Here is a 21,173-nt window from a genome sequence, read left to right on the forward strand (position 1 = left end):
TTGCTCCGGGGCGACGACTCCGCGCTAGCCGCCGCTGACCGGCGGGAACAGCGCGAGTTCGTCGCCGGCGGCGGTCGCCTCGCCGAGCGCGGCCGCCTCGCCGTTCCGGAGGACGTTGATGTGGTCGTACAGTTCGCCGTCGTCGCCGAACACCCGCGATTCGAGCGCCGGGTGCGCCCCGACGAGGGCGTCGAGCGCGTCGCCGACGGTCGCGTCGCCGCCGACGTCGACTCGAACGGTGCGCGCGCCGGTGACTTCCGCGAGGTCGGCGAACAGCTTCCACTCCATACTCCCGTCTCGTCGCCCGGCGCTCATGAGGATTGCGCCCCGGACGACCGCGAGCCGTCGGAGCCGCCGGTGTCGGCTCCGTCGTCGTCGCCGCCGTCGGTGCGGCCAGTGTCGGTCGTCGCCCGGCGTTCGACCTTCCGGAGCACCTCCGGCCGGCCGACGACGTAGAGCGTGTCGCCGGCCGCCAGTTCGCGTCCCCGGCCGGGAATCGCGTCCACGGGACGGTTCGAAGACCGGATGGCGACGACCGTGGTGTCGATCTCTGAGACCGTCACGCCGTCGAGGTCGGCACCGGACGCGACGGTCGTGACAGCCATCGTCTCGTCGGCGTTCCGCAGGAGCGACGCGAACTCGCGGTCGACGTGGGGGTCCGCGGGGAGCGTCACGAGTCGGTACTGCTCGCCGCTCGTCAGGCTGTCGGCGTCCTCCTCGTCGAGGGCGACGGTCGCCACGTCGTCGGCGACGCCGCGGAGTTCGCCGAAGGCGACGCGAGTCGGTGCGGTCGGCGCGGTCGGCGCGTCGGTGCCGCCGTCGGACAGCGAGCCGGTATCGGGCTCGCCGGCGGGGGTCGGCGTCTCGGTCGATTCGACGGCGGCGGTCGCCTCGGACGGTTCAGATGCGTCCACGGAGCCGCCGTCGGATGGTTCGTCCTCCTCGTCGCCCGCGTCCGGCTTCGGAACCGACCAGACCTGCACGGGGTCGCCGGCGGCCGCGCCGGAGCCGGGGTCGCCGCGAATCGCGACCGCGACGGTGCCGGGCGCGAGCGTCGGCCCGAGGCCGGCCGCGCGACTGCCGAGCGCGAGGTACGACACCTCGCTCCCGCCGGCCTCGAACTCCACGTCGACGTGGCCGACGCCGTGGTCGTCCTTGATGCGCGTCGCGAGTCGGTCGCGGAGTTCGGCCTCGCTGAGCCGCCGGGGGAACAACAGCGTCTTCCCGCTCAGCTGGGTCTTGACGCTCTCGGCGACCGGGTCGTACCCCTCGATGTCGCCGATGTCATCGGGGAGCGTCACCGACATGACGCGGCCGACGGTCCGGACGAGTCGGCTCACGTCGGCGTCGAGTTCCTTCGCGCCCGCGACGGCGAACACGTCGGTCGCGAGCCGGTCGCCGGCGACCCGGCCGACCGGCGCGATGAGCGCCCCGCCGGCGAGCGACGCGACGTTGAAAAGCACGGTGTCGAGTTGGAACACCTCGGTCTCGGTGCCGGTGGTGAACGCGCCGAACAGGCCGATAGTGTTCAGATAGAGCGCGACGACCGCGCCGCCGAACAGCACCGCCAGCGCCCGCGGGATTATCTCGCGGGTGTACCAGCGGTAGAGAAGCGAGGCGACCGCCGACACGACGAACGCGCCGACAACGAGGCCGACGAGCCGGAGCGCCTGCGGGACGAGCGAGTCGTCGGCCGGCGGAATCGACACCTGTCCGGCGACGGCCGCCGACTGCCCGACCGCCGCGAACAGGTCGGCGGCGGGGGCGGCGGAGGTGAGCCCTACCGACATCACGCCACCGCCTCCTCGAAGCGGGTCAGGTCGCTCCTCGACCCGACCGCGTAGAGCGTGTCGCCGGCGGACACTTCTTGGTCGCCTCGCGGCGCAACCGTCCAGTTCCCGCCGTGGCGGACCGCGAGGACGGCCACGCCGTAGGCGTCGCGGACCCCCACCGTTCCGAGACTCACACCGTCGAGCGGGCTCTCGGACCGAACCGAGAGCCGCGAGAAGCGCTTGCCGGCCCGGCGGAGCAGGGAGACGAGTTCGAACTCCCGGCGGACGCCGCGGGAGGTGACGACGAAGCGCTCCACGTCGCTCTTGAGGAGCGGTTCGACCTTGCCTCGGTCGACCGCGAGCGTGATACGACCCTCGCCGCCGACGGCCGTGGGGGCGCGCGGCGCGGCCTTCGGGGCGTCCGCGTCGTCGTCATCGTCGGGTTCGCTCGGGACCTCGGCGACGGAATCGACCCCGGCGACGGTCGCCGAGACGGTGCCGCCGTCGGCGACGACGACCACGTCGTCGCCCTGTGCGAGCCCCGTCGGCACGAGCGCCGTCACCGACACCGCGCGCTTGCCCGCCGGGAGTCGCTTCGAGAGGCCGCCGAGCGGGGCCGCGGCGGTGACGGTGGCGCGGGCCCGCTCGTCGAGTCTGACCTCGACGGCGGCGAGGTCGAACTCGTTTTGCAGGCGGTCGGCGAACCGCGATTCGAGTTCCACGAGCGGGATGTCGGCCGGGAACGTCCACTCACCGTTTCGGATGCCGGTGCGGATGTCCAGCGGGACCGGCGGGTACCCCTCGATGTCGCCGACCTCGCCGGTGACGGTGACGCCGACCTGCCCGCGGCCGCCGACGAGTTCGACCACGTCCGTCGACAGCGACCGCTCGGTGAGCTTTCGAAGCGACATCTTCCGCGGGATGTCGTTGGCGAAGGCGTCGCCGCGGTTGTGCGCGTACAACGACCCCATCAGGACGACCAACAGCGCGACCGTCAGCCTGACCTGGTTTTCCGACTGCGTGATGCTCGGGTCGGCCAGCGCCATGAGGCCGCCGCTCGCGCCCGCGATGGCGACGCTGAGGACGACGACGCCGAGCCCCGGAACGGTGACGCCGGTGACGTAGCGGAAGCCGAAGCCGAGGAGCCACGCGACGGCGGCCGGCACGAGCCCCGTGAGGATGCCGAAGTACAGCCCGTAGACGACTTCGACGGGGAGTGAAGCCATGGGCCGGTACACTCGCCGACGGGATAAAGACGTGACGGCGCACCCGTGACGGGCCGATACCCGACCGCTTTTGCCCTCTGACGCCAGAACTGCGAGAGACATGGCTTCCGTCCGCGAGTGGGTCGGTGCCCGCGCGACCATCGGGACGGTGTTCGTCGCCGCCGTCCTCTCGGTCGCCATCGGCGTCCTGAACATCAGCGTCCCGGTGAGCGGCGGCGTGCTGGCCCCGTACATCCCGGAGGCGGTCCGCATCACCGCCGGGTTCACCGGGACGCTGACGGGCTTTCTGCTCCTCGCGAGCGTCTTCGGGCTCCGCCGCCGCTACCGCGCCGCGTGGTACTCGGCCGCGATACTGCTCCCGGTGACGGCCGGGCAGGGACTCGTCCAGTCGCCCGAGCGGGCGGCCCCGCTCGTCGGCCTCTCGCTTATCAGCCTCGCGCTCTTGGGGTTCAACTACGGGGCGTTCGACCGCGACCTCGACCTGACGGCGACACAGCTGTCGGCGCTCCTCGCCATCGCGGGGGCACAGACGTACACGACCGCCGGCGCGTGGGCGCTCAGAGAGCAGTTCAACGGCATCGAGACGCTGTTCGACGCGTTCTACTTCGGCGTCGTCACCGGGAGCACGGTCGGTTACGGCGACATCTACCCGCAGACCGCAATCGCCAGGCTGTTCGGGATATCGGCGCTCCTCATCACGGTGGCGACGTTCGCCGTGGCGCTCGGTGTCCTGCTCACGCCCGCAATCGAAGCGCGACTCACCAAAGCACTCGGACGCATGACCGAATCACAACTCGATATTCTGGAGAACCACGTTCTCGTCCTCGGCTACGGGGAACTGACCGAACCGATTCTCGAAGAGCTCGGCGACCGCGCCCGCGTCGTCATCGTCACGCCCGACGAGGCCCGCGCCAAGCGCCTCACCGACCGCGGCTACGCCGTGGTCACAGACGACCCGAGCGACGAGGAGGCCCTCCAGCGGACCCGCGTCGACGCCGCCCGCTCCGTCGTCGTCGCCACCAACAACGACGCCGAAGACGCGCTGGCCATCCTGACGGCGCGACAGCTCAACCCCGACATCCACATCGTCGCGGCGGCGACTCAGCGGGAAAACGAGCGGAAACTGCGCCGCGCCGGGGCCAACACCGTCATCAGCCCGGCGGCGCTCGGCGGCCACTTCCTCGCCGAGTCCGCCATCGGCGGGAGCGGCCTCGAAACCATCGAGGAGCGACTGCTCGACGAACGGCCGGCCGACCCGCCCGACGCCGAGACAACCGAGGCGGACGGGCCGGGCGAGGCAGACGAATCCGGACCGGACGGCCGGAACTGACGGTACGGGCGAGGCAGACGAACCGGTCGTAACCGGCCATCGACGCCGATTGCTCCGCGTTTCTCGCTCCGCTTAGTGCCCGCGGTCGAACACCGCCACGTCGCAGTCTATCTCGCGGATGCGCTCGAACGTCGGCGGCGAGATGAACCGCGAGGCGGGCGAGCGGTCGCCGCTGGAGCCGAGCACCACGAGGTCGTAGGTGGCGGCGTTGGAGGCGATGAAGCCGGTCACGTCGGCGCGGGCGACCCGCGTCTCGATGTTCCCGTCGGCCGTCTCGACCAAGTTGGCGAGCTTCGACTCCGCGGGGCGGCGCTCGACCTCCGAGGTGATGCAGGTCGTGACGCTCACACTCCCCGTTTTCCCGGCGAGGCGGGTCGCGAAGTCTATCATCGCGTGGGCGGCGTCGCCCGGCCGCGAGACGAGCACGAGGATGCGCCGCCAGCGGTAGGTCTCGCCGGTCGAGCGGAACGCCACGGTGTCGTACGACCCGCCGAACAGCCCGCGGATGTAGTCCGAAAGCAGGCCGCGGTCCTCCTCGTAGGGCGTCACCACGAGGTCCGAGTTGGTGTTGGCCGCGGCCTCGGTGGTCGCCGTCAGCGGGTCGCCGCGCGCGACGGCGATTTCGACCGGCACGCCCAACTGAGTCCGCAGTTTGTGAGCGCAGGATTCGAGGCGGGCGACCGACGCGTCGGCGTCGGCGTCGAGGTCGCCGTCTGCGTCCGCATCGGCGTCCGAGTTCGAGTTCGCGTCGGTCTCGTCGGTCGCCTCCGGCGGGAGCACGTCGAGGAGGACGACTTTCCCGGCGCTGTGGGCGGCGGCGAGTCGAGCGGCGAAAAAGGCCGTCTGGGTCGCCGTCTCGCCGCGCATCGGGACGAGGACGTGGTCGTCGCCGCGGACGGTCCCGTAGAGGTACTCCGCGCGGCGCTCGTAGAACTGCTCGCGCCAGACGGTGAAGGCGACGGCGATGACGAAGCTGGCGAAGAAGATGCTCACCACGTACTCCTCGGGGTTCACGTCGCCCGTCACGAGCGTCAACAGCGCCGTCGAAAACGCGGAGGGTGCCTCCACGTCCAGCGCCCACGTCGTGACGCCCGCGAGGAAGATGGCGAGCGCCGCCGCCGACGGGTGGACGACTGCGGTCCCGGTCGGGCCGTAGGCCCACCCGGCGAAGCCGACCGCGACGAGGCCGCAGAGCGCGCCGACCGTGAGGGCGACGACGAACTTCACGGGCGAGGCGTACCGCCCCTCGGGGTCCGAAAACAGGGTGTACGACCCCGACGCGAGCGGCGGGAACAGCAGGAACGACAGCGTGCTGACCGAGTTGGAGATGAGCGTCACCCCGGCGATGAGCACGGGGATAATGAGGAGAATCGAGAGGTGAAGCAGGTTGTTCGTGTTCTCTATCCAGCGTCCGAACGCCACCTTCTCGCGCCGCTCTATCCGGCGAATCCGGGCGCGAAGCGCTCCGGCGCGTGCGACCACTCGGGCCGCGAGGTGGCGGACGTCCACGGCGCTCGTCTACGCGAGTTCGGCGACGGCGTCGAGCGTGATGGAGATGGCGCGCTCGACGTTGTTCTTCGCCTTCTCGGGGAGTTCGTCGTCGGAGTCGGCCCCCTTCTGGGTGCCGGCGACGAGGTTGCCGTCGACCGTGCAGATAGCGCCGGCGCGGAGGCCCCGCCGTCGGGCGAGCGAGAACACCGTCGCGGCCTCCATCTCGATGGCGAGCAGGCCGGCGGCGTTCCAGTCTTCGACGTACTCGTCGGACTCGTTGTAGAACGCGTCGTCGGAGACGATGGGGCCGACGTGGACGTCCTCGTCGTTGGCCTCGGCCGACTCGACGAGCGAGGTGAGCACGTCGTAGTCGGGGACGGCCGGGTAGACCTCGGACTCGTAGCGCTTCGAGGTCCCCTCCTCCTTGGCCGCGCCCGTGGCGACGATCATGTCGCCGATTTCGATGTCCGCTTGGAGCGCGCCGATGGTGCCGACGCGGATGAACGTCTCCACGCCGACGCGGGCGAGTTCCTCGATGGCGATGGCGGCCGAGGGACAGCCGATGCCGGTCGAGGAGATGGTGAGCGGGACGCCCTCGTACTCGGCGTTGACGACCTTGTACTCGCGGTTCTGCGCGATTTCCTCGACGTTCTCGCACTGCTTTGCGATGCGGTCGACGCGTCCGGGGTCGCCCGGGATGAGCGCGATGTCGTTCACGTCGCCTTCTTCGACGAGGAGGTGGGGCTGTTTCGCCATATACCGACCCACTCGGGTCGCGGGCAAAAACGACGCGGTTCGACCGGGGGTGGGGGCGACTCGGTCGACCGGCCGACTGCCCAGTCGACCGACCGCGCCGGCGTCACGCCAGCCCGCTGAAGACCACCGGTGCGAGGACCAGAAGCGTCGCGCCGAAGACGAGCGAGGAGCGGAGCCACTGCCCGCGGACCGCCGTCGCGCGCTCCTCGTAGATGCGCCGGCCGGCGCGCGGGAGGACGAACCGGGCGAACGCGACGTAGATGAACGCTACGACGACCGCGGTCGCGACGAGGTGCGAGGGGAGGTCGACGCCGGCGACTCCGAGGTCCGGCGCGAGGGCATCGGTCGCGAGGTAGGCGACCGCGTAGAGGACGCCCGCGAGCGCGCCGGCGACGTGGTGGACGACGTTGGCGTCGCCGAAGCTCACCTCGTCCGGCGAGGTCCGGCGGACGACCGCCGCGGCGACGTACGCCGGGGTGAAGCCGTCGTCCTGTCGCCACATCGGGATGGCCATCACGACCGCGGCGACGGCGCCGACGACCGCGCCGACCAGCAGTCGCCCGGCGACTGCGCCGAGACTCGACGCGGCGTCGAGGGCGGCGATGGCGGCCGGGAGGTGGTCCAACATCGTCCCGACGAATGGCTGGTGAGGATAAAACTGGTCGGGTCGGAGTCGAGCGGGGTGGAGGGCGGCGTGGTGGGCGGCATGACGGCGGCGTGGCGGGCGGCGGCTCAGCCCGCGACGAGGTCGTCCAGCCGCCGCCAACTGAGTTGCGTCCGCGCGCCGGGTTCGGCCGCGGTGAGCGCGCCGCAGGCGTTGGCGACCGCCAGCGCCCGCTCGTAGGCGGCCCCGTCGAGGCGAGCGGCGATGAACCCCGAGGCGAAGGCGTCGCCCGCGCCGGTCGTGTCAACCGCGTCGACGGGGTAGCCGGGGTGGACGTGTCGCTCGTCGCCGTCTCTGACCTCCGCGCCGCGCGGGCCGTGTTTGAGGACGAGCGTCGTCCGCGCGAGCGCCTCGGTCACGTCCGACATGGGTTCTGCGTCGGCGCTCCGGCCGCGTTCGACCGCCGCCTCGCCGAGCGCGGTGGCGGCCTCGCGGTCGTTGAGAAAGACGTAGTCCACCTCGCGGAGCGCGTCGGCGTAGCCCCGGTCGCCGACGCGCCGGCCGGGGTCGAAGCTGACCGTCGTTTCGGCCTCGTGGGCCCGTCTGGCGAGCGTCGCGGCCGTGTCGGGCGACTGGCTCGTCAGGTGGAGGTGGTCGGCGGCCGCGAGCGGGTCGGTCGGGAGGTCCGTCGCCTCGAACGCCTCGTTGGCACCGGGCGAGCCGAGGACGAACACCTCGCCCGCGGCGTCGACGACGATGTACTTGACTGTGGTCGGGCCGCGGTCGACGCTGACGACGTAGCGGCAGTCGACGCCCTTCGAGGCGAGCTCGGCGACGGCGGCGTGGCCGTGTTCGTCGTCGCCGACGCTCCCGAGGAGCGCGGCGGGCACGTCGAGGCTGACGAGGCCGCTGGCGACGTTGGCGGCGCTCCCGCCGCCCGCGCCGACCCGCGACTCGACGGTCGCCTCGCCGTCCGGCTCCGGCAGGGCGTCCACGCGGAGGGTGACGTCCCAGTTCACGTGGCCGGCGCAGATGACACGGGACATGCGTCCGCGTAGGTCGGTTCGCCGGTGGCATAACTCCCCCGGGTCGGGCGACCGGCGCGCCGAAAAGAGCAAACGCGGGGTGCGGGCGACCCCCCGAGCGGGGTCGCGGCCTCAGCCGGCGATGGCGAACAACAGGAGGTTGTGGACGCCGGGTCCGAGGCCGACGGCGGCGACGAGGCCCAACAGGAGCGACCCCTCGGTCGGGTCCTCGCGGACGTAGTCGGCGAGGAGGGCGACCACGAAGCCGGCAACGGCGAGTTTCACGAGGACGAACAGCCAGCCGACGCCGACGACCTCCGCGGTCGGGAGCGCCGCGGCGGCGTCGAGGATGACGCGCGACAGCGGCGTCCGCTCGCCGAAGCCGAGCACGTCGACGCCGACGGCGGTCGACAGCGCGTCGAGGGCGTGCCCGAAGACGGCGAGGAGGCCGAGCGACCCCGCGGCGGCCGCCTCGGGCGCGAGTCGCGTCACGACCCGCCACGTCAGGGGGCTGACGACGAGGGCGGTGACGAGGGCCACGCCGGGCCAGACGACCGAGAGCGTCCCGGCGGCGAGGCCGATAAACAGCGCGAAGCCGGCGAGGCCGGCGGCGACGAGCAGACCGGGAGCCGCGAGCGTCGGCGGCGAGGCGAGATCGGCCGCGTCGAGCGCGAGCCACGACGCGCCGGCGACGACGGCCACGGTGAGGTAGACCGCGGGCGTGCCGGCGAGCGGTTCGACCGCGGTCGGGAGCGCGTCGACGACGTAGAGCACGTGGAGCGCCGACCCCGATACCATCCACGGGACGAGCGCGAGGACGTGTCCGGGCGTGACCGTCGGGCGCGTGCGAGTCAGTCCGACGCCGACGCCGACGAGCCCCGCGACGAGGGCGACGAGGTAGGGAAGCGGCGGGAGCGCGAACCCCTCGGGGAGGATGGCCATGCAGGAGGCGCGGCGGGGCGGCGTGAAAGCCTTACGTTCTTTACTCTTGGGTCGCCTCCACCGGATATGAACCGAGCCGACCTCGCCGCCCGCATCGACCACACGGTCCTCGGACCCGAGACGACGATGGCCGACGTGGAGGCCGTCCTCGACGACGCCGACGAGTGGGGGCTGAACGCCTGCATCCCGCCGTGCTACGTCGCCGAGGCGAGCGAGTACGCCCCGGACGTGTTGCTGGCGACGGTCGTCGGCTTCCCCCACGGCCAGCACACGACGACGGCCAAACGCGAGGAGGCCGTCGACGCGTGGCAGGCCGGCGCGGACGAACTGGATATGGTCATCAACGTCGGTCGGCTCAAAGCCGGCGAGGACGAACTCGTGACCGAGGACATCTCCGAGGTCGTCGCGGCCGTCCCGATTCCCGTGAAGGTCATCATCGAGACGGCGGTTCTCACCGAAGAAGAGAAGCACCGCGCCTGCGAGGCGGCCGTCGAGGCCGACGCCGCCTTCGTCAAGACCGCCACCGGCTTCGCCGACGGCGGCGCGACCGTCGAAGACGTGGCGCTCATGGCCGAGTACCTGCCCGTCAAGGCCTCCGGCGGCGTCGGCTCCTACGACGAGGCGGTCGCCATGTTCGAAGCCGGTGCGGAGCGCATCGGCGCGTCGTCCGGCGTCGACATCGTCTCCGGCGCGCCCGAGGAGTAGGTCGGCTGTCTGGCGATTTCGCGGTCTCGCAGTCTCGCGGTCCCGCGGTCGTTGGTATATCGCGAACGGCACGGGGCCCAACATTGATTATCCGACTCCCGAGAACCCAGTACCATGCTCCGAGGCGGACCCGTCGTTCAAATCGGCGTCGTTCTCGTGTCAGTACTGGGGCTCTGGGTCGGGGCGCGGCTGTTGGTCGACGCCGCCGTTCGGTCGGCTCGGCGATTCGGGCTCTCGGAGCTCACCATCGGGCTGACAATCGTCGCAATCGGGACGTCGACGCCGGAGCTCTCGGTCGCGGTCGACGCCGCGTACAAGGGGCTGGGCGACATCGCGGTCGCCAACGTCCTCGGCTCGAACATCTACAACTTGGCGTTCGTGCTGGGCGTCATCTCGCTGGTCCGGGTGATCCCGGTCGCGGAGTCGCTCGTCTCCCGCGACGGCGTCGCACTGCTGGCGAGTACGGTCCTCGGTGGCGTCGTCCTGTTCGACCTCCGGGTCACGAGGCTCGAAGGCGCGGTCTTAGTCGGGGCGTTCGTCGCCTACACGGCGTTCCTGCTCCGGGGGTCCCAGACTGGGGCCGACGGACCGACCGACCACTCGACCGACCAGTCGCTCGGCGACGGCGGGGTGACCCGCCCGATAACCGGCCGAATCGATTTCCCCGGACGGGACGCCGTGTTCCTCGCGGGCGGGTTGGCGCTGGTGTTGGTGAGCGGCGACTACATGGTGCTCGCCGCCTCGGAGTTGGCCCGCGGGGCCGGCGTCTCCGAGTGGGTCATCGGCGGGACAATCGTCGCGGCGGGGACGTCGACGCCGGAGTTCGCCGTCTCGCTGGTCGCGCTCCGACAGCGGAGTCTCGGGGTCTCGGTGGGCAACGTCGTCGGGAGCAACATCCTCAACATCACGGGCATCGTCGGCGTCGCGGCTGTCGCCAGCCCGCTCGCGGTGAGCGCCTCGGCGCTCGGGACGTTCGCGTGGCTGGCCGCGGTCACCCTCCTGCTAGTCGCCGCGCTCTGGACCGGGAGAGCCCTCTCCCGGTTGGAAGGTGCCTTCTTCGCGACCTCCGAGGTCACGCGGTGGATACTGGGCCTTCTCTGAGGGTCGCAGTCTCCCGAGGCGGTCCTGTCGAACCTCCTAAACCGCTCCCTTACTCGGCTCGCAACGCGACGAGTCGTCGCGGGTCGTCGCCGCCGCCCGATTCGACGACGAACAGCGCGTCGTGGGCGGGCGTCGGCCCGGTCAGCGCGCGTCCCGAGAGGTCGTATCGCCAGCGCACGGCCCCGACGCGAGTGTCGTCGAGGCCGACGCCACCCCCCGCGTCGTAGGCGACGACCCCGCCGTCGTCGCTCGTATCCGAGGCGAAGACGGTGTCGCCGGCACCGGCGGGCGGGGCGAAGAAGTCGTCGCCGGCCTGCCACGCGGGAGAGCCGGCGCGCCTGTCGAAGGCGTCGAGACCGGCCCCGTCGGTCGAAAAGACGCGCCGGGGACCGACGACGAGCGAACCGTGCGGGGAGGGCCCCTCGCGGTGCCAGTCCACGGCACCGGCGCGGAGGCCGCCTCTGAGCCGGGCGACGCCCGCGCCGAAGAACCCCGCGAACACGTCGTCCGACCCGGCGACCGCGAGCGCTTGCACCCCGCCGGGGAGTTTGGTTCGCCACCGCCCGGTCGCGCCGCGCTCGACGCCCTCGTCTTGGAACGTGACCACCTCACCGCCTTCCGTGCCCGCGACGACGGTGTCGTACCGGGCCGCGAGGGCCCGAACCGGGCCGAACACCTCCTCGCGCCACTCGACGGTCCCGTCGCTGGCGCGGACGCGGGAGAGGTTCCCTGCGGTGTCGGAGGCGTAGAGGTGGTCGCGGTCCGGTTCGGGTCGGACGACGGGTGCCCAGACGCTCGACTCGGTCGTCGCGTGCCACGCTTCCTCGCCGTCGTGGGTGTACGCGAACACGCCGGTTCTGGCCCCGACGTGGCCGACGTAGACGCGCTCCGAGTCGACCGTCACAGACGAGCGGAACCCGCTCTGTGGGCCGCTTTCGACCGACCATAGCTCGGTGCCGTCGGCGACGGAAAACGCCCGGAGACGCTCGCTTGTCGCGAGGTACACCGTCTCGTCGAACGCGACCGGGCGCGCCAGTTCGATACCGCTCACCTCGACGCCCCACGACTCGCTCGGCTTCGAGACCGGACCGGTCGCGCGGGGGTTGTAGCCCGTCCCCTCGGGGGAGAAGTACGGGTGCGGCCAGTCGGCGCGGCCGTCGCCCGTGGACCCCTCGTCGCCGCCGACACAGCCCGCGAGACCGGCGACTGCGCCGGTTCCGATGGCTCCGAGGAACGCCCGTCTCGATAGCCCCGTGTCGGGTCGCGTCACGACTCCGACCCTCCAGCGTCTGCGGTCGTCCCCGCAGTCGCGGTTGTTCCCGCGGACGCGGTCGCCCCCGCGGTCGACTCGTCGGCGTCGGCGTCACCGACGACAGACAGGCTGAACAGGCCGTCGTCGCGGACGAGCGGGCAGAACACCCGGCGGTCGGTCGCGGCCAGCGAGTGGCCGACGTTGCGGCCGAGCGACATCGACCAGCGCTCCCGGTCGCCGAAGGGGCCGCCGCCGTCGGTCCGGTTCAGAGCGACGAGTTCGCCGCGTCCCGTGCCGACGTAGACCGTGTCGCCGACGATGCTCGCGGCGGAGACGGTCTCGTCCGGGTTGTAGCGCCACCGCTCCGCGCCGGTCGCGCTGTCGAGCGCCCGGAGCGACCCGCGGACGGCGTAGAGGCGCTCGCCGTCGAACGCGAGGCGCTCGTGGACGCCGCGGTCGTCCTCCCAGACCACGTCGCCGTTCCGCCGTTCGAGCGCGGCGATGCGGTCCCAGCCGGCGATGTACACCCGCTCGTCGCCGACGACCGGCGCGACGGCTTCGACCGTCTCGGTCGGGACCTGCCAGCGGGCACGTCCGTCAGTTCCGAGGCAGTAGAGCCGCTGTCCCTCGGTGACCACGAAAATCGAGTGGAGGTTGACCGCGAGGGGACGCCGGACCGCGCCGAACAGCGACCGCGTCCACCTGACCTCGGCGGCGTCGATGTCGACCGCGCAGACGCGCTCGTCGTCGAGGCCGAGAAACAGCGTCTCGCGGTCGTTGGAGAACGCCGGCGGCGTCCGCGGGCGGCCGGGGAGTTCGATGGTTCGGAACTCCCGACCGGTCCGGGCGCGGTAGAGCGCGAGTCGGTTCGGACCGTGGACCGTCACACCGAGCGAGTAGACGACGCCGTCGAGGACGACCGGCGCGGTCCAGCTCTCGCCCTGTGCGGCCCACAACTCCTCGCCGGCGGCCGGGTCGATTGCTCGCACCGGGTCGCCGGGCGTGTAGCCCACCCCGTCGGCGGCGACGGGCTCGGTGGAATCCATCGCGAAGTCGGGTTCGTACTCGATAGTCGGCTCAGCGATGGCGGTGCCCTCGCGGAGAAACGCGGTGTTGGCGTCGTCGTGGGCGTAGGTCGGCCAGCCGCGGTCGAAGCGGACCCCCTCGGGGAAGTCGTCGTCCGCCTGTCCGCCGTCACTTCCGAGGCATCCGGCAAGGCCGGCGACCGCGCCCGCCCCGAGCAGGCGAAGCGCGCCGCGGCGGGTGTTGGTGCCGGCGGGGGAAGGCGAACTGCGAGCGGCGGACGAAGCGACACCGTCGGTCGCGGCCGAGTCGTGGGCGGAGGGCGACTCGGGGTGTGTCCTGCGGGAACGCATCGACCACAACTGCACAACACCGTGACAATTGACATCCTCCCCGCGCTAAAGCGCGAGGATTCCTCCGTTGGGGGTTCGGCTATGCCGATTCCACGGAGGCAACTTTCGGGTTTGTGCGCACTTCTTTGGGACTTTCGTGAGGGTGTGGTTTCCCCGACCAGTTGTGGTCGTCCCACTCGAATCGCACGGGCCGTGCCATCGGCCTGACTTCCGTATCGCTGTTTTCTCGAAGGAACGTCTCTGATGCCGTGAGGTCGGCGTGCCCCTCGAATCCGCACGGACACGTCAGCGTGTCCCCGTGGCGAACCGTCTCCTCGTGGTCACCACACTCAGGACACGTCTGACTCGTCCACGCTTCCGACTCGGCTTCGAGGCTGATGCCGTACTCCTCACAGACACACGCGAGACGGTGGATGAACTTCTTGAACGCCCAGAAGTTGTGCGTTTTCTCGTTCACCCTGGCCGACCAGTGCGTTTTCAGCACCTCGGTCAAGTCGCCTACGTACACCGTCGCCACGCCCTCGTCGTACAGTCGTCCAACGAGGTCGCGCACCAGCGCGTTCCGTGCGTGGTCACGGCGTTTCGTCCGCTGTCGGTACAGCTGTCGAATCCGATTCGAGGAGTAGCGTCCCTCTCGGAGTCGTCCGGAAGACTCCGTCTTCCGTGATTCCGAGAGACTCCATCTCTCGGGCAATTTCGACTGTAGGCGGGCGATTTCGTCAGTCGTCTTGCGGAACCGTCCGAACAACTCCCGACCGTCGTAGAGGTACTGGTTCCCAGTAGTCGTGGAACACGCGACGAGATTGTTTGCGCCAACGTCGAGGGCGGCTTCGTGAGAAGCCAGTGGTGAATCCAGTCGAGAATCAGGTACGGTGACTGGTTGGAAAGCCCTGAACGTGTCGCTCTCCTCGTCGTACTCAAGTTCCAGACGACCCTGTTTGCCGTCCCACTTCGGGTTGCCTCGGACTTCGAGGCGGAGTCGTTCGTGGTAGCCGACTCCGTAGTCGTCTTTCAGTTCTTGGCCGACAGGGATTTCGAGACGACTACGCTTCCCCCACTCAATCGTGTACTGGTTGCATCGGATGTAGATCCGGAGTTCGCGTCCGTCCTCTTCGTTGCCCCAGTACGATGGTGGGTTGGCGTACTCGCCTTTCTCCTTGAGGGCAAAGAACGACCGCCACGCTTCGCTGTTCTTGCGCGTGACCTGTTGGACGGTCGCGCTTCCGACGACGCCGTTGTACTGTCCACGGTACTCGGAGGTGTCCCACACGTTGCCGTCACCGAAGTAGTTCTGACGACGTTCGTAGGTGAGTTCGTTCCACAGGGAGGCGGAGGCGTCAAGGAGCCGTAGAAGGCACTCTTTGTCGTTCTCGGTCTGTGGAACCACCTCGAAGGTGTTGACGCGCTTCATTCGTCGCCACCCTCCTGTTCAGCGATGTACTGTTCGACAGCACCCTTCGAGTCACTACCCGCGGTACCGACGTAATAGGAACGAGTCCACTTCACGTGGTCGTCGTACCGCTGGTTATACTTCCGCGCCGAGATGCCCTTGACCCAGTTGACGATGAGGGACGGGGCGTTCTTGGGCGGACTCCCGATGAACAGGTGGACGTGGTCGGGCATGACCTCGGACTCGGCCAGTTCGAGGCCTTTGTCCTCACAGATTTCCGCGAAGATGGTTTCGAGACGTTCTTTCGTCTTCTCCGTCAGGTGCGAGCGCCTGTATTTCGGCACGAACACTATGTGGTAGTAGAGTTCGTATTTCGCGTGACGGGTACTCTTCACCATCTATGCATACTATCACGGTCGGACGGCTTAAAATTGCGTTGGAACCCCGTCTATGTCATCGACGGCGGTTGAATACTGTTGGTCGGCTTCATCCCCGCCCTGAAAGGCGAGGCTTTCGCCTCGAATTTTCCATAATCGCGCCGAGCGTCGTGCCGACGAGTCCGTTGAGCGCACCGTCGGCCGTGTTCGTGCGTGCGGAGGCAACGGCGAGGTGCACGAGGTGCGGAGCGAGACGCTCGCGGAGCGCGTAGGCGAGTCCCGTGAGGCGCTATCACGGGACGCGGACGCCGGCAGTCTCGGGGGAGACCGCGGCGTTTTTGCCCGCTGACCCGGTATGTGGGGTAACCGAATGGCCCGATACCACATCGAGACATACGGCTGTACCTCGAACCGCGGCGAGAGCCGCACCATCGAGAGCGCGCTCCGCGACGCCGGGCACTACCGCGTCGACGGGCCCGAGGAGGCCGATGTCGCCATCATGAACACCTGTACGGTCGTGGAGAAGACGGAGCGGAACATGCTCCGTCGGGCCAAAGAGCTGGAGGCGGAGACGGCGGACCTCATCATCACGGGCTGTATGGCGCTCGCACAGGGCAACGACTTCCGCGAGGAGGGCATCGACGCCCAGATTCTCCACTGGGACGACGTGCCGACCGCCGTCACAAACGGCGAGTGTCCGACCCCCGGCCCCGGCGTCGAGCCCGTCTTGGACGGCGTCGTCGGCATCCTGCCCATCGCCCGCGGCTGTATGTCGAACTGCTCGTACTGCATCACGAAGTTCGCTACCGGTCGGGTCGATTCGCCCTCGGTCGACGAGAACGTCGAGAAGGCGCGAGCGCTCGTCCACGCCGGCGCGAAGGAACTCCGCATCACGGGGCAGGACACCGGCGTCTACGGCTGGGACGAGGGCGACCGAAAGCTCCCCGAGCTACTGGACCGCATCTGCACCGAAATCGACGGCGAGTTCCGCGTCCGCGTCGGCATGGCCAACCCCGGCGGCGTCCACGGCATCCGCGAGGAACTCGCCGACGTGTTCGCCGAACACGACAAGCTCTACAACTTCATCCACGCGCCGGTGCAGTCGGGCTCCGACGAGGTGCTCGAACACATGCGCCGCCAGCACCGCGTCGACAAGTTCCGCGACATCGTGGAGACGTTCGACCGTGAACTGGCGTACTGGACGCTCTCGACGGACTTCATCGTCGGCTACCCGACCGAGACCGACGAGGACCACGAGCGGTCGATGGAACTGCTCCGCGAGATTCGCCCCGAGAAGGTCAACGTCACGCGCTTCTCGAAGCGCCCCGGCACCGACGCCGCGGACCTGAAGGGGCTCGGCGGGACGCTCAAAAAGGAGCGCTCCAAGGAGATGTCCGAGGCGAAGATGGACATCGTCGCCGCCGCCTACGACGAGATGGTCGGCACGGAGCGCGACGTGCTCGTCGTCGAGGAGGGCACCGGCGACTCCGTGAAGTGCCGCGACGAGGCCTACCGCCAGATTATCGTCCAGAACGCCACCGAACACGGTCTCGAACCCGGCGACTTCGCCCGCGTGAAGGTGACCGCCCACCAGACCGTCTACGCCTTCGCCGAGCCGGTCGACGCACAGCCCGAACCGCGGGAGCCGACGGTCGCCTGACCCCGGCTCCGCGGCGGCTCGCATCGCTGTTTGTGGCCGAGGCGGGCAACAAGATTGATAGCGACGCGCCAGATTACAGCACCCGTGTCAGACGACAGTCAATCGGCGGCCCGAGCGTTCGCGAGAGACGCGCTGGAGACGGTCGCCATCGTCGCCGCGGTCGGCGCGATGCTCTTCGCGGTGAGCGGCGTGTGGCCCCCGATGGTCGCCGTCGAAAGCGGGAGCATGCAACCGACCCTCGAACGCGGCGACCTCGTCGTCGTGACCGCGGAGAGTCGCTACGACGGCCCCGCGGCCGACGAGTACGGCATTGTCACGGCCAACGCGAGCGAGGGCTACGGGCGGCTCGGCGGGCCGGGTGACGTCGTCGTCTACGACGCGCCGTCGCGCGACGGTTCGCCCATCATCCACCGCGCGGTCTTCCGGGTCGAGGACGGCGAGAACTGGTACGACCGGGCCGACGACTCGTACGTGGACGGCGCGGATTCCTGTGCCGAACTCCTGCACTGCCCCGCGCCGCACGCCGGCTACGTCACCCGCGGCGACGACAACGACTACTACGACCAGGCGAGGGGCATCGCCTCGCCCGTCCGACCCGACTGGGTCCGGGCGAAAGGCCAGTTCCACGTGCCGTATCTCGGTGAGCTACGGCTGGAAGTCCAGAAACTGCTTTGAGGGAATCCCGGCGCGTCAGCGGGCGTCGCCGCCGTCGGGCGAGAACATGGTGTAGCGGTCCGTCTCGTCGTCTTCCTTCCACTCGCCGAGCTCCCGCGGGTCGATGTGGACGAACACGTCGTCGACATCGTCGATGTTCCGAATCGCCTGCACGATCCACGTCTCGATGTCGTGGGCCTCGGTAATCGTCATGTCGCCTTCGACCTCGATGTGCAGGCTCACGTCGATTTCGGGGCCGACGTAGTGGGCGACCACGTCGTGCGCGCCGTGAACGTCCGGGTGCGACAGCGCGGTCTGGACGATGAGCGCCCGGAGGTACTCCGGCGGGGCGGCCCCGACGAGGTAGTTCACGTTGTCGCGGACGATTTCGTAGCCGGTGTAGACGATGCCGATGGAGACGACCATCGCGGCCAGCGGGTCCAAGATGGGGTAGCCGAACTGGCCGCCGACCACGCCGACGAGCGCCGCGCCGGCGGTGAGGATGTCGTTTCGGTTGTCGACGCCGGCGGCGACGAGCGCGGGCGAGTTCTGCTCGCGGCCGACGGAGTAGCAGTAGCGGTAGAGAACGTACTTGGCCGCCGCCGCGATGACGAGGACGACGACGCCGAGCGTCCCCGCGGCCCCGCCGTAGGTCCCCGCGAGGATAGTGGTCGTGCTCTGCCACAGAATCGCCCCGCCGGCGGCGAAGATGCCGACCGCGACGAAAAGCGAGACGAACGGCTCGATGCGCTCGTGGCCGTGGGGGTGTTCCCAGTCCGGCGGCTTCGTCGTCAGGTAGAGACCGCCGAGGATGATGGTGCTGTAGACCGCGTCTGAGAGGCTGTTGACCGCCTCGGACCCGAGGGCCAGACTCCCGGTCGTCCACCACACGCCGCCCTTCCCGACGACGAGAAGCACGTTCGCCGCGAGGACGACGAATCCGACCCGACGGATGGCCCGTTTCCGCTCCATTACTGTGACTTTCGGGAGTGGGGTTCAAATGCGCTTCGGGCCGAAGCGGCCTATTAGACGCACTCGACGTGAGTTTTAGAGTCAGTCTAATTCGAAGCGAACCGCGTCGTCGTCGCCGTCGACGACCGCGCCGTCGAGCCCGGCGAACGCCTCGTGAAGCTCGTCGTAGGAGTCGTCGAGCGCCTGCACGAGCACTTTCGTGTCGGAGATGACCGGCATGAAGTTCGTGTCGCCGTTCCACCGCGGGACGACGTGTGTGTGGAGGTGGTCGTCGATGGAGCCGCCGGCGGCCGACCCGCCGAGGTTCTCGCCCGCGTTACAGCCGTCGGGGTCGAAGGCGGCGTCTAACGCCGCGAGCGTCTTCGACTTGAGCCGGGCGTGGTCGAGGAGTTCCGCGTCCGAGAGGGCGGCGAACTCGCCGGTGTGGCGCGAGGGGATGACCATGACGTGACCCGGCGCGTAGGGGTAGTTGTTCAGGATGACGAACGAGTGCGGAGAGCGGGCGACGATTTTGCTCTCTCGGTCGTCGTCGCGCTCGGGGAGCGCACAGAAGGGACAGCGGTCGTCGTCCGGGTCGTCGCTGTCGGCGTCTTGGTCGTCGTCGCGGGCGACCCACTCGATGCGCCACGGGGCGAACAGCTGGTCCATGGCGGCCCAACGGGACCGGACGGGCAAGCCGTTTCGGTCTCGGGCGGTCGGTGCCGGCTCCGACCGCATCCGACCCGACTACCGCGTGAGGTTCTCGTAGCCGTCTTCGGTGACGATGATGGTGTCTTCGGCCTGTCCGACCAGCGCGCCGTCTTCCTCTTTCAGGACGGGGTAGCCGCGGAGGATGCCCTGCTGTTCGAGCCGGCGGATGGCCATCTCGGAGCGACCGCCCTCGAACCAGCGGGCCGCGAAGGGGAGCAGTTTGTACTTCTCGCGCACCTCGTCGAGCAGTTTGCGCGACATGCGGTCGCGGACCGAGCGGTCGTTGACGAGGCTGTAAATCTCGTTTTTCGACCCCTCGCTGACCTTGCCGGTGCCGTCGGTGGCGAACGGCTCGATAGCGACCACGTCGCCGACTTCGAGTTCGACGCCGCGCTCTGCGCCGCGGTTCGGGATGGTCGGGTCAGTGTGGGCGTCCCACTGCTCGACGCCGTGGCCCGAGAGGTTGAGGACGGGCGTGTAGCCGTACCCGCGAATCACGTCCTCGATTTCCGCGCCGATTTTCCCGGTGTGCGCGCCCGCTTCGACCATGTCGAGGGCGGCGTCGAGCGCCTCCTCTGCGGACTCGACGAGCTCGTCGTTGCCCGAGAGGTCGACGGTCACGGCGGAGTCGGCGATGTAGCCGTCGACGTGGACGCCGACGTCGAGACAGACCATGTCCTCGCCGAACACGGTGTCGTCGTCGCGGCCGGGGCTGGCGTGCGACGCCTCCTCGTTGACGCTGATGTTGACCGGGAAGGCACAGCCGTCGGCGAGTTCGCGGATGCGCGCTTCGGCGTGTTCGGCGACTTCGAGGTGGGTGACGCCGGGTTCGACCATCTCGGCCGACTCGTCTATCACCGTGCGGAGGACCTCCCCTGCCTCTCGATACTTCTCGACCGTCTCGTCGTCGAGGGGTCCGATGCTCATGGCCGCGACTTCGCGGCCGCGTCGGAAAGCGATTGCGGGATAGCCGGCGACCGAAAGCGAGCCGTCGCTCCCGGCTCGCTCGGTGTGCGAGAGTGTGACTTCCGTGTCTATATAGCACAACAGTTCGAAACTAGCAACCCTTTCTTAGGTAGACGTGTTCAGAAACAGGAGAGAACGTTTCCAATGAGTGTCCCATCCTTCCACCCCGACGTCGCCGACCAACACCTTCGAGTCGACATCGACCACTGGGACGACGTGTACGTCGTCGGCGACGTACACGGGTGTCTGCCGGCGCTCGAACGCCTCGTCGACCGGCTCGATCCGTCCGAGGACGACCTCGTCGTCTTCGTCGGCGACCTCGTGCGGAAGGGTCCCGACAGCAAGGGCGTCGTGGACTACGTCCGCGAGCGCGACAACTTCCTGACCGTCCGCGGCAACAACGAGGAGAAACTCATCCGCGGCACGAAGGAGATAGACGCGCTGACCGACGACGACCTCGAATGGATTTCTGACCTCCCGGTCGCCATCACGTGGGACGGGGCCATCGTCGTTCACGGCGGCGTCCACCCCGAGAAGCCGCTCGACGAACACGACGTCGACGCCCTCGAAAACACCCGGGCGATGAACCCCGGCGACAGCTACGACGGCCCCTTTTGGTTCGAACACTACGAAGGCCCCGAGCGCGTCTTCTTCGGCCACACGGTCATGGCCCACCCGGCCGTGTTCAAGCACGCGATGGGCCTCGACACGGGCGCGGTCTACGGCGGCGCGCTGACGGCGTACGACCTCCACGCCGACGAACTCGTCGCCGTCGACTCCGAGGTCACCCACGAGTCGCGAAAGGACTCGAAGGTTCTCGAACCGCGCCAGCCCGCGCTGGTCTGACCCCCGCCGCGGCGAAGGTGGGAGCGACGGCCGAGGCG

General features: G+C 69.4%; 21 protein-coding genes. 6 read left to right on the plus strand and 15 right to left on the minus strand.

The features are described 5' to 3' along the window. Positions 1-24: 24 nt before the first annotated feature. Genes samp1 through ACFQI8_RS02685 form a run of 3 tightly spaced genes read right to left on the minus strand, consistent with a single transcriptional unit; the run spans position 25 to position 2,998 of the window. The gene (samp1, locus tag ACFQI8_RS02675; RefSeq protein ID WP_390242674.1) at positions 25-288 is read right to left on the minus strand and encodes a ubiquitin-like modifier protein SAMP1; all 264 of its coding nucleotides are present in this window, start codon (positions 286-288) and stop codon (positions 25-27) included. A 23-nt stretch (positions 289-311) separates the two neighbouring features. Then, positions 312-1,790 carry a cation:proton antiporter regulatory subunit gene (locus ACFQI8_RS02680; RefSeq protein ID WP_390242675.1) on the minus strand — a complete coding sequence of 493 codons (1,479 nt, stop codon included), beginning with the start codon at positions 1,788-1,790 and terminating at the stop codon, positions 312-314. Beyond that, positions 1,790-2,998, minus strand: coding sequence for a potassium channel family protein (locus ACFQI8_RS02685; protein ID WP_390242676.1), 1,209 nt, complete (start codon positions 2,996-2,998; stop codon positions 1,790-1,792). Before ACFQI8_RS02685 ends, ACFQI8_RS02680 begins: the two co-directional genes overlap by 1 nt. 100 nt (positions 2,999-3,098) lie before the next feature. Between ACFQI8_RS02685 and ACFQI8_RS02690 the strand changes: the two genes are divergently transcribed. Beyond that, positions 3,099-4,328 (plus strand): NAD-binding protein, encoded by a 1,230-nt coding sequence (locus ACFQI8_RS02690; protein WP_390242677.1) that lies wholly within the window; start codon positions 3,099-3,101, stop codon positions 4,326-4,328. 72 nt (positions 4,329-4,400) lie between these two features. On the opposite strand, the gene ACFQI8_RS02695 is transcribed toward ACFQI8_RS02690, so the two are convergent. The 5 genes from ACFQI8_RS02695 to ACFQI8_RS02715 form a co-directional block, all read right to left on the minus strand. Next, the gene (locus ACFQI8_RS02695) at positions 4,401-5,837 is read right to left on the minus strand and encodes a universal stress protein (protein WP_390242678.1); all 1,437 of its coding nucleotides are present in this window, start codon (positions 5,835-5,837) and stop codon (positions 4,401-4,403) included. Between the two features lie 9 nt (positions 5,838-5,846). After that, a complete protein-coding gene (locus ACFQI8_RS02700; protein ID WP_390242679.1) occupies positions 5,847-6,575 on the minus strand; it encodes a nucleoside phosphorylase in 729 nt (242 codons plus the stop codon). Between the two features lie 103 nt (positions 6,576-6,678). After that, positions 6,679-7,203 (minus strand): hypothetical protein, encoded by a 525-nt coding sequence (locus ACFQI8_RS02705; protein ID WP_390242680.1) that lies wholly within the window; start codon positions 7,201-7,203, stop codon positions 6,679-6,681. A gap of 104 nt (positions 7,204-7,307) precedes the next feature. Further along, the gene (locus tag ACFQI8_RS02710) at positions 7,308-8,225 is read right to left on the minus strand and encodes an ATP-dependent ribose-1-phosphate kinase (protein WP_390242681.1); all 918 of its coding nucleotides are present in this window, start codon (positions 8,223-8,225) and stop codon (positions 7,308-7,310) included. Between the two features lie 111 nt (positions 8,226-8,336). Continuing rightward, the gene (locus tag ACFQI8_RS02715; RefSeq protein ID WP_390242683.1) at positions 8,337-9,146 is read right to left on the minus strand and encodes a DUF63 family protein; all 810 of its coding nucleotides are present in this window, start codon (positions 9,144-9,146) and stop codon (positions 8,337-8,339) included. A gap of 66 nt (positions 9,147-9,212) precedes the next feature. Between ACFQI8_RS02715 and deoC the strand changes: the two genes are divergently transcribed. Together deoC and ACFQI8_RS02725 are read left to right on the plus strand one after the other, a co-directional pair. Next, entirely contained in the window at positions 9,213-9,851 is a 639-nt protein-coding gene (deoC, locus tag ACFQI8_RS02720; RefSeq protein WP_390242684.1) for a deoxyribose-phosphate aldolase, read from the plus strand. Between the two features lie 114 nt (positions 9,852-9,965). Further along, the gene (locus tag ACFQI8_RS02725) at positions 9,966-10,952 is read left to right on the plus strand and encodes a calcium/sodium antiporter (protein WP_390242685.1); all 987 of its coding nucleotides are present in this window, start codon (positions 9,966-9,968) and stop codon (positions 10,950-10,952) included. A gap of 49 nt (positions 10,953-11,001) precedes the next feature. Here ACFQI8_RS02725 and ACFQI8_RS02730 read toward each other — a convergent pair whose 3' ends face one another. The 4 genes from ACFQI8_RS02730 to tnpA form a co-directional block, all read right to left on the minus strand. After that, positions 11,002-12,222, minus strand: a complete 1,221-nt coding sequence (locus ACFQI8_RS02730) for an outer membrane protein assembly factor BamB family protein (RefSeq protein WP_390242686.1) — start codon at positions 12,220-12,222, stop codon at positions 11,002-11,004. After that, a complete protein-coding gene (locus tag ACFQI8_RS02735) occupies positions 12,219-13,580 on the minus strand; it encodes a PQQ-binding-like beta-propeller repeat protein (protein ID WP_390242687.1) in 1,362 nt (453 codons plus the stop codon). Before ACFQI8_RS02735 ends, ACFQI8_RS02730 begins: the two co-directional genes overlap by 4 nt. A gap of 79 nt (positions 13,581-13,659) precedes the next feature. After that, on the minus strand, positions 13,660-14,991 hold the full coding sequence (locus ACFQI8_RS02740; RefSeq protein ID WP_390242688.1) for an RNA-guided endonuclease InsQ/TnpB family protein: 1,332 nt from the start codon (positions 14,989-14,991) through the stop codon (positions 13,660-13,662). Further along, entirely contained in the window at positions 14,988-15,368 is a 381-nt protein-coding gene (gene tnpA, locus ACFQI8_RS02745) for an IS200/IS605 family transposase (protein WP_390242689.1), read from the minus strand. The genes ACFQI8_RS02740 and tnpA overlap by 4 nt, the downstream gene beginning before the upstream one ends. A 349-nt stretch (positions 15,369-15,717) precedes the next feature. On the opposite strand from tnpA, the gene ACFQI8_RS02750 reads away from it, so the two are divergent. Further along, positions 15,718-17,007: a tRNA (N(6)-L-threonylcarbamoyladenosine(37)-C(2))-methylthiotransferase gene (locus ACFQI8_RS02750; protein ID WP_390242690.1), complete on the plus strand. Its 1,290-nt coding sequence runs from the start codon at positions 15,718-15,720 to the stop codon at positions 17,005-17,007. An 84-nt stretch (positions 17,008-17,091) separates the two neighbouring features. Further along, on the plus strand, positions 17,092-17,682 hold the full coding sequence (locus ACFQI8_RS02755; RefSeq protein ID WP_390242691.1) for a S26 family signal peptidase: 591 nt from the start codon (positions 17,092-17,094) through the stop codon (positions 17,680-17,682). Between the two features lie 15 nt (positions 17,683-17,697). On the opposite strand, the gene ACFQI8_RS02760 is transcribed toward ACFQI8_RS02755, so the two are convergent. The 3 genes from ACFQI8_RS02760 to map form a co-directional block, all read right to left on the minus strand. Then, a complete protein-coding gene (locus ACFQI8_RS02760; RefSeq protein ID WP_390242692.1) occupies positions 17,698-18,633 on the minus strand; it encodes a cation diffusion facilitator family transporter in 936 nt (311 codons plus the stop codon). A gap of 81 nt (positions 18,634-18,714) precedes the next feature. Further along, entirely contained in the window at positions 18,715-19,281 is a 567-nt protein-coding gene (locus ACFQI8_RS02765) for an HIT family protein (RefSeq protein WP_390242693.1), read from the minus strand. A gap of 78 nt (positions 19,282-19,359) precedes the next feature. After that, positions 19,360-20,250: a type II methionyl aminopeptidase gene (gene map / locus ACFQI8_RS02770; RefSeq protein WP_390242694.1), complete on the minus strand. Its 891-nt coding sequence runs from the start codon at positions 20,248-20,250 to the stop codon at positions 19,360-19,362. Between the two features lie 183 nt (positions 20,251-20,433). Between map and ACFQI8_RS02775 the strand changes: the two genes are divergently transcribed. After that, positions 20,434-21,135, plus strand: coding sequence for a metallophosphoesterase family protein (locus ACFQI8_RS02775; protein ID WP_390242695.1), 702 nt, complete (start codon positions 20,434-20,436; stop codon positions 21,133-21,135). The last annotated feature ends 38 nt before the right edge of the window (positions 21,136-21,173 follow it).

The sequence above is a fragment of the Haloferax chudinovii genome (assembly GCF_042663345.1).
Lineage (GTDB): Archaea > Halobacteriota > Halobacteria > Halobacteriales > Haloferacaceae > Haloferax > Haloferax chudinovii.

Coding starts and splice junctions, on each gene's coding strand:
- tnpA (WP_390242689.1), bottom strand. CDS start 15,368: ATGGTGAAGAGTACCCGTCACGCGAAATACGAACTCTACTACCACATA.
- ACFQI8_RS02690 (WP_390242677.1), top strand. CDS start 3,099: ATGGCTTCCGTCCGCGAGTGGGTCGGTGCCCGCGCGACCATCGGGACG.
- ACFQI8_RS02750 (WP_390242690.1), top strand. CDS start 15,718: ATGGCCCGATACCACATCGAGACATACGGCTGTACCTCGAACCGCGGC.
- ACFQI8_RS02775 (WP_390242695.1), top strand. CDS start 20,434: ATGAGTGTCCCATCCTTCCACCCCGACGTCGCCGACCAACACCTTCGA.
- ACFQI8_RS02740 (WP_390242688.1), bottom strand. CDS start 14,991: ATGAAGCGCGTCAACACCTTCGAGGTGGTTCCACAGACCGAGAACGAC.
- samp1 (WP_390242674.1), bottom strand. CDS start 288: ATGGAGTGGAAGCTGTTCGCCGACCTCGCGGAAGTCACCGGCGCGCGC.
- ACFQI8_RS02685 (WP_390242676.1), bottom strand. CDS start 2,998: ATGGCTTCACTCCCCGTCGAAGTCGTCTACGGGCTGTACTTCGGCATC.
- ACFQI8_RS02700 (WP_390242679.1), bottom strand. CDS start 6,575: ATGGCGAAACAGCCCCACCTCCTCGTCGAAGAAGGCGACGTGAACGAC.
- ACFQI8_RS02705 (WP_390242680.1), bottom strand. CDS start 7,203: ATGTTGGACCACCTCCCGGCCGCCATCGCCGCCCTCGACGCCGCGTCG.
- ACFQI8_RS02765 (WP_390242693.1), bottom strand. CDS start 19,281: ATGGACCAGCTGTTCGCCCCGTGGCGCATCGAGTGGGTCGCCCGCGAC.
- ACFQI8_RS02760 (WP_390242692.1), bottom strand. CDS start 18,633: ATGGAGCGGAAACGGGCCATCCGTCGGGTCGGATTCGTCGTCCTCGCG.
- ACFQI8_RS02680 (WP_390242675.1), bottom strand. CDS start 1,790: ATGTCGGTAGGGCTCACCTCCGCCGCCCCCGCCGCCGACCTGTTCGCG.
- map (WP_390242694.1), bottom strand. CDS start 20,250: ATGAGCATCGGACCCCTCGACGACGAGACGGTCGAGAAGTATCGAGAG.
- ACFQI8_RS02725 (WP_390242685.1), top strand. CDS start 9,966: ATGCTCCGAGGCGGACCCGTCGTTCAAATCGGCGTCGTTCTCGTGTCA.
- ACFQI8_RS02715 (WP_390242683.1), bottom strand. CDS start 9,146: ATGGCCATCCTCCCCGAGGGGTTCGCGCTCCCGCCGCTTCCCTACCTC.
- ACFQI8_RS02735 (WP_390242687.1), bottom strand. CDS start 13,580: ATGCGTTCCCGCAGGACACACCCCGAGTCGCCCTCCGCCCACGACTCG.
- ACFQI8_RS02710 (WP_390242681.1), bottom strand. CDS start 8,225: ATGTCCCGTGTCATCTGCGCCGGCCACGTGAACTGGGACGTCACCCTC.
- deoC (WP_390242684.1), top strand. CDS start 9,213: ATGAACCGAGCCGACCTCGCCGCCCGCATCGACCACACGGTCCTCGGA.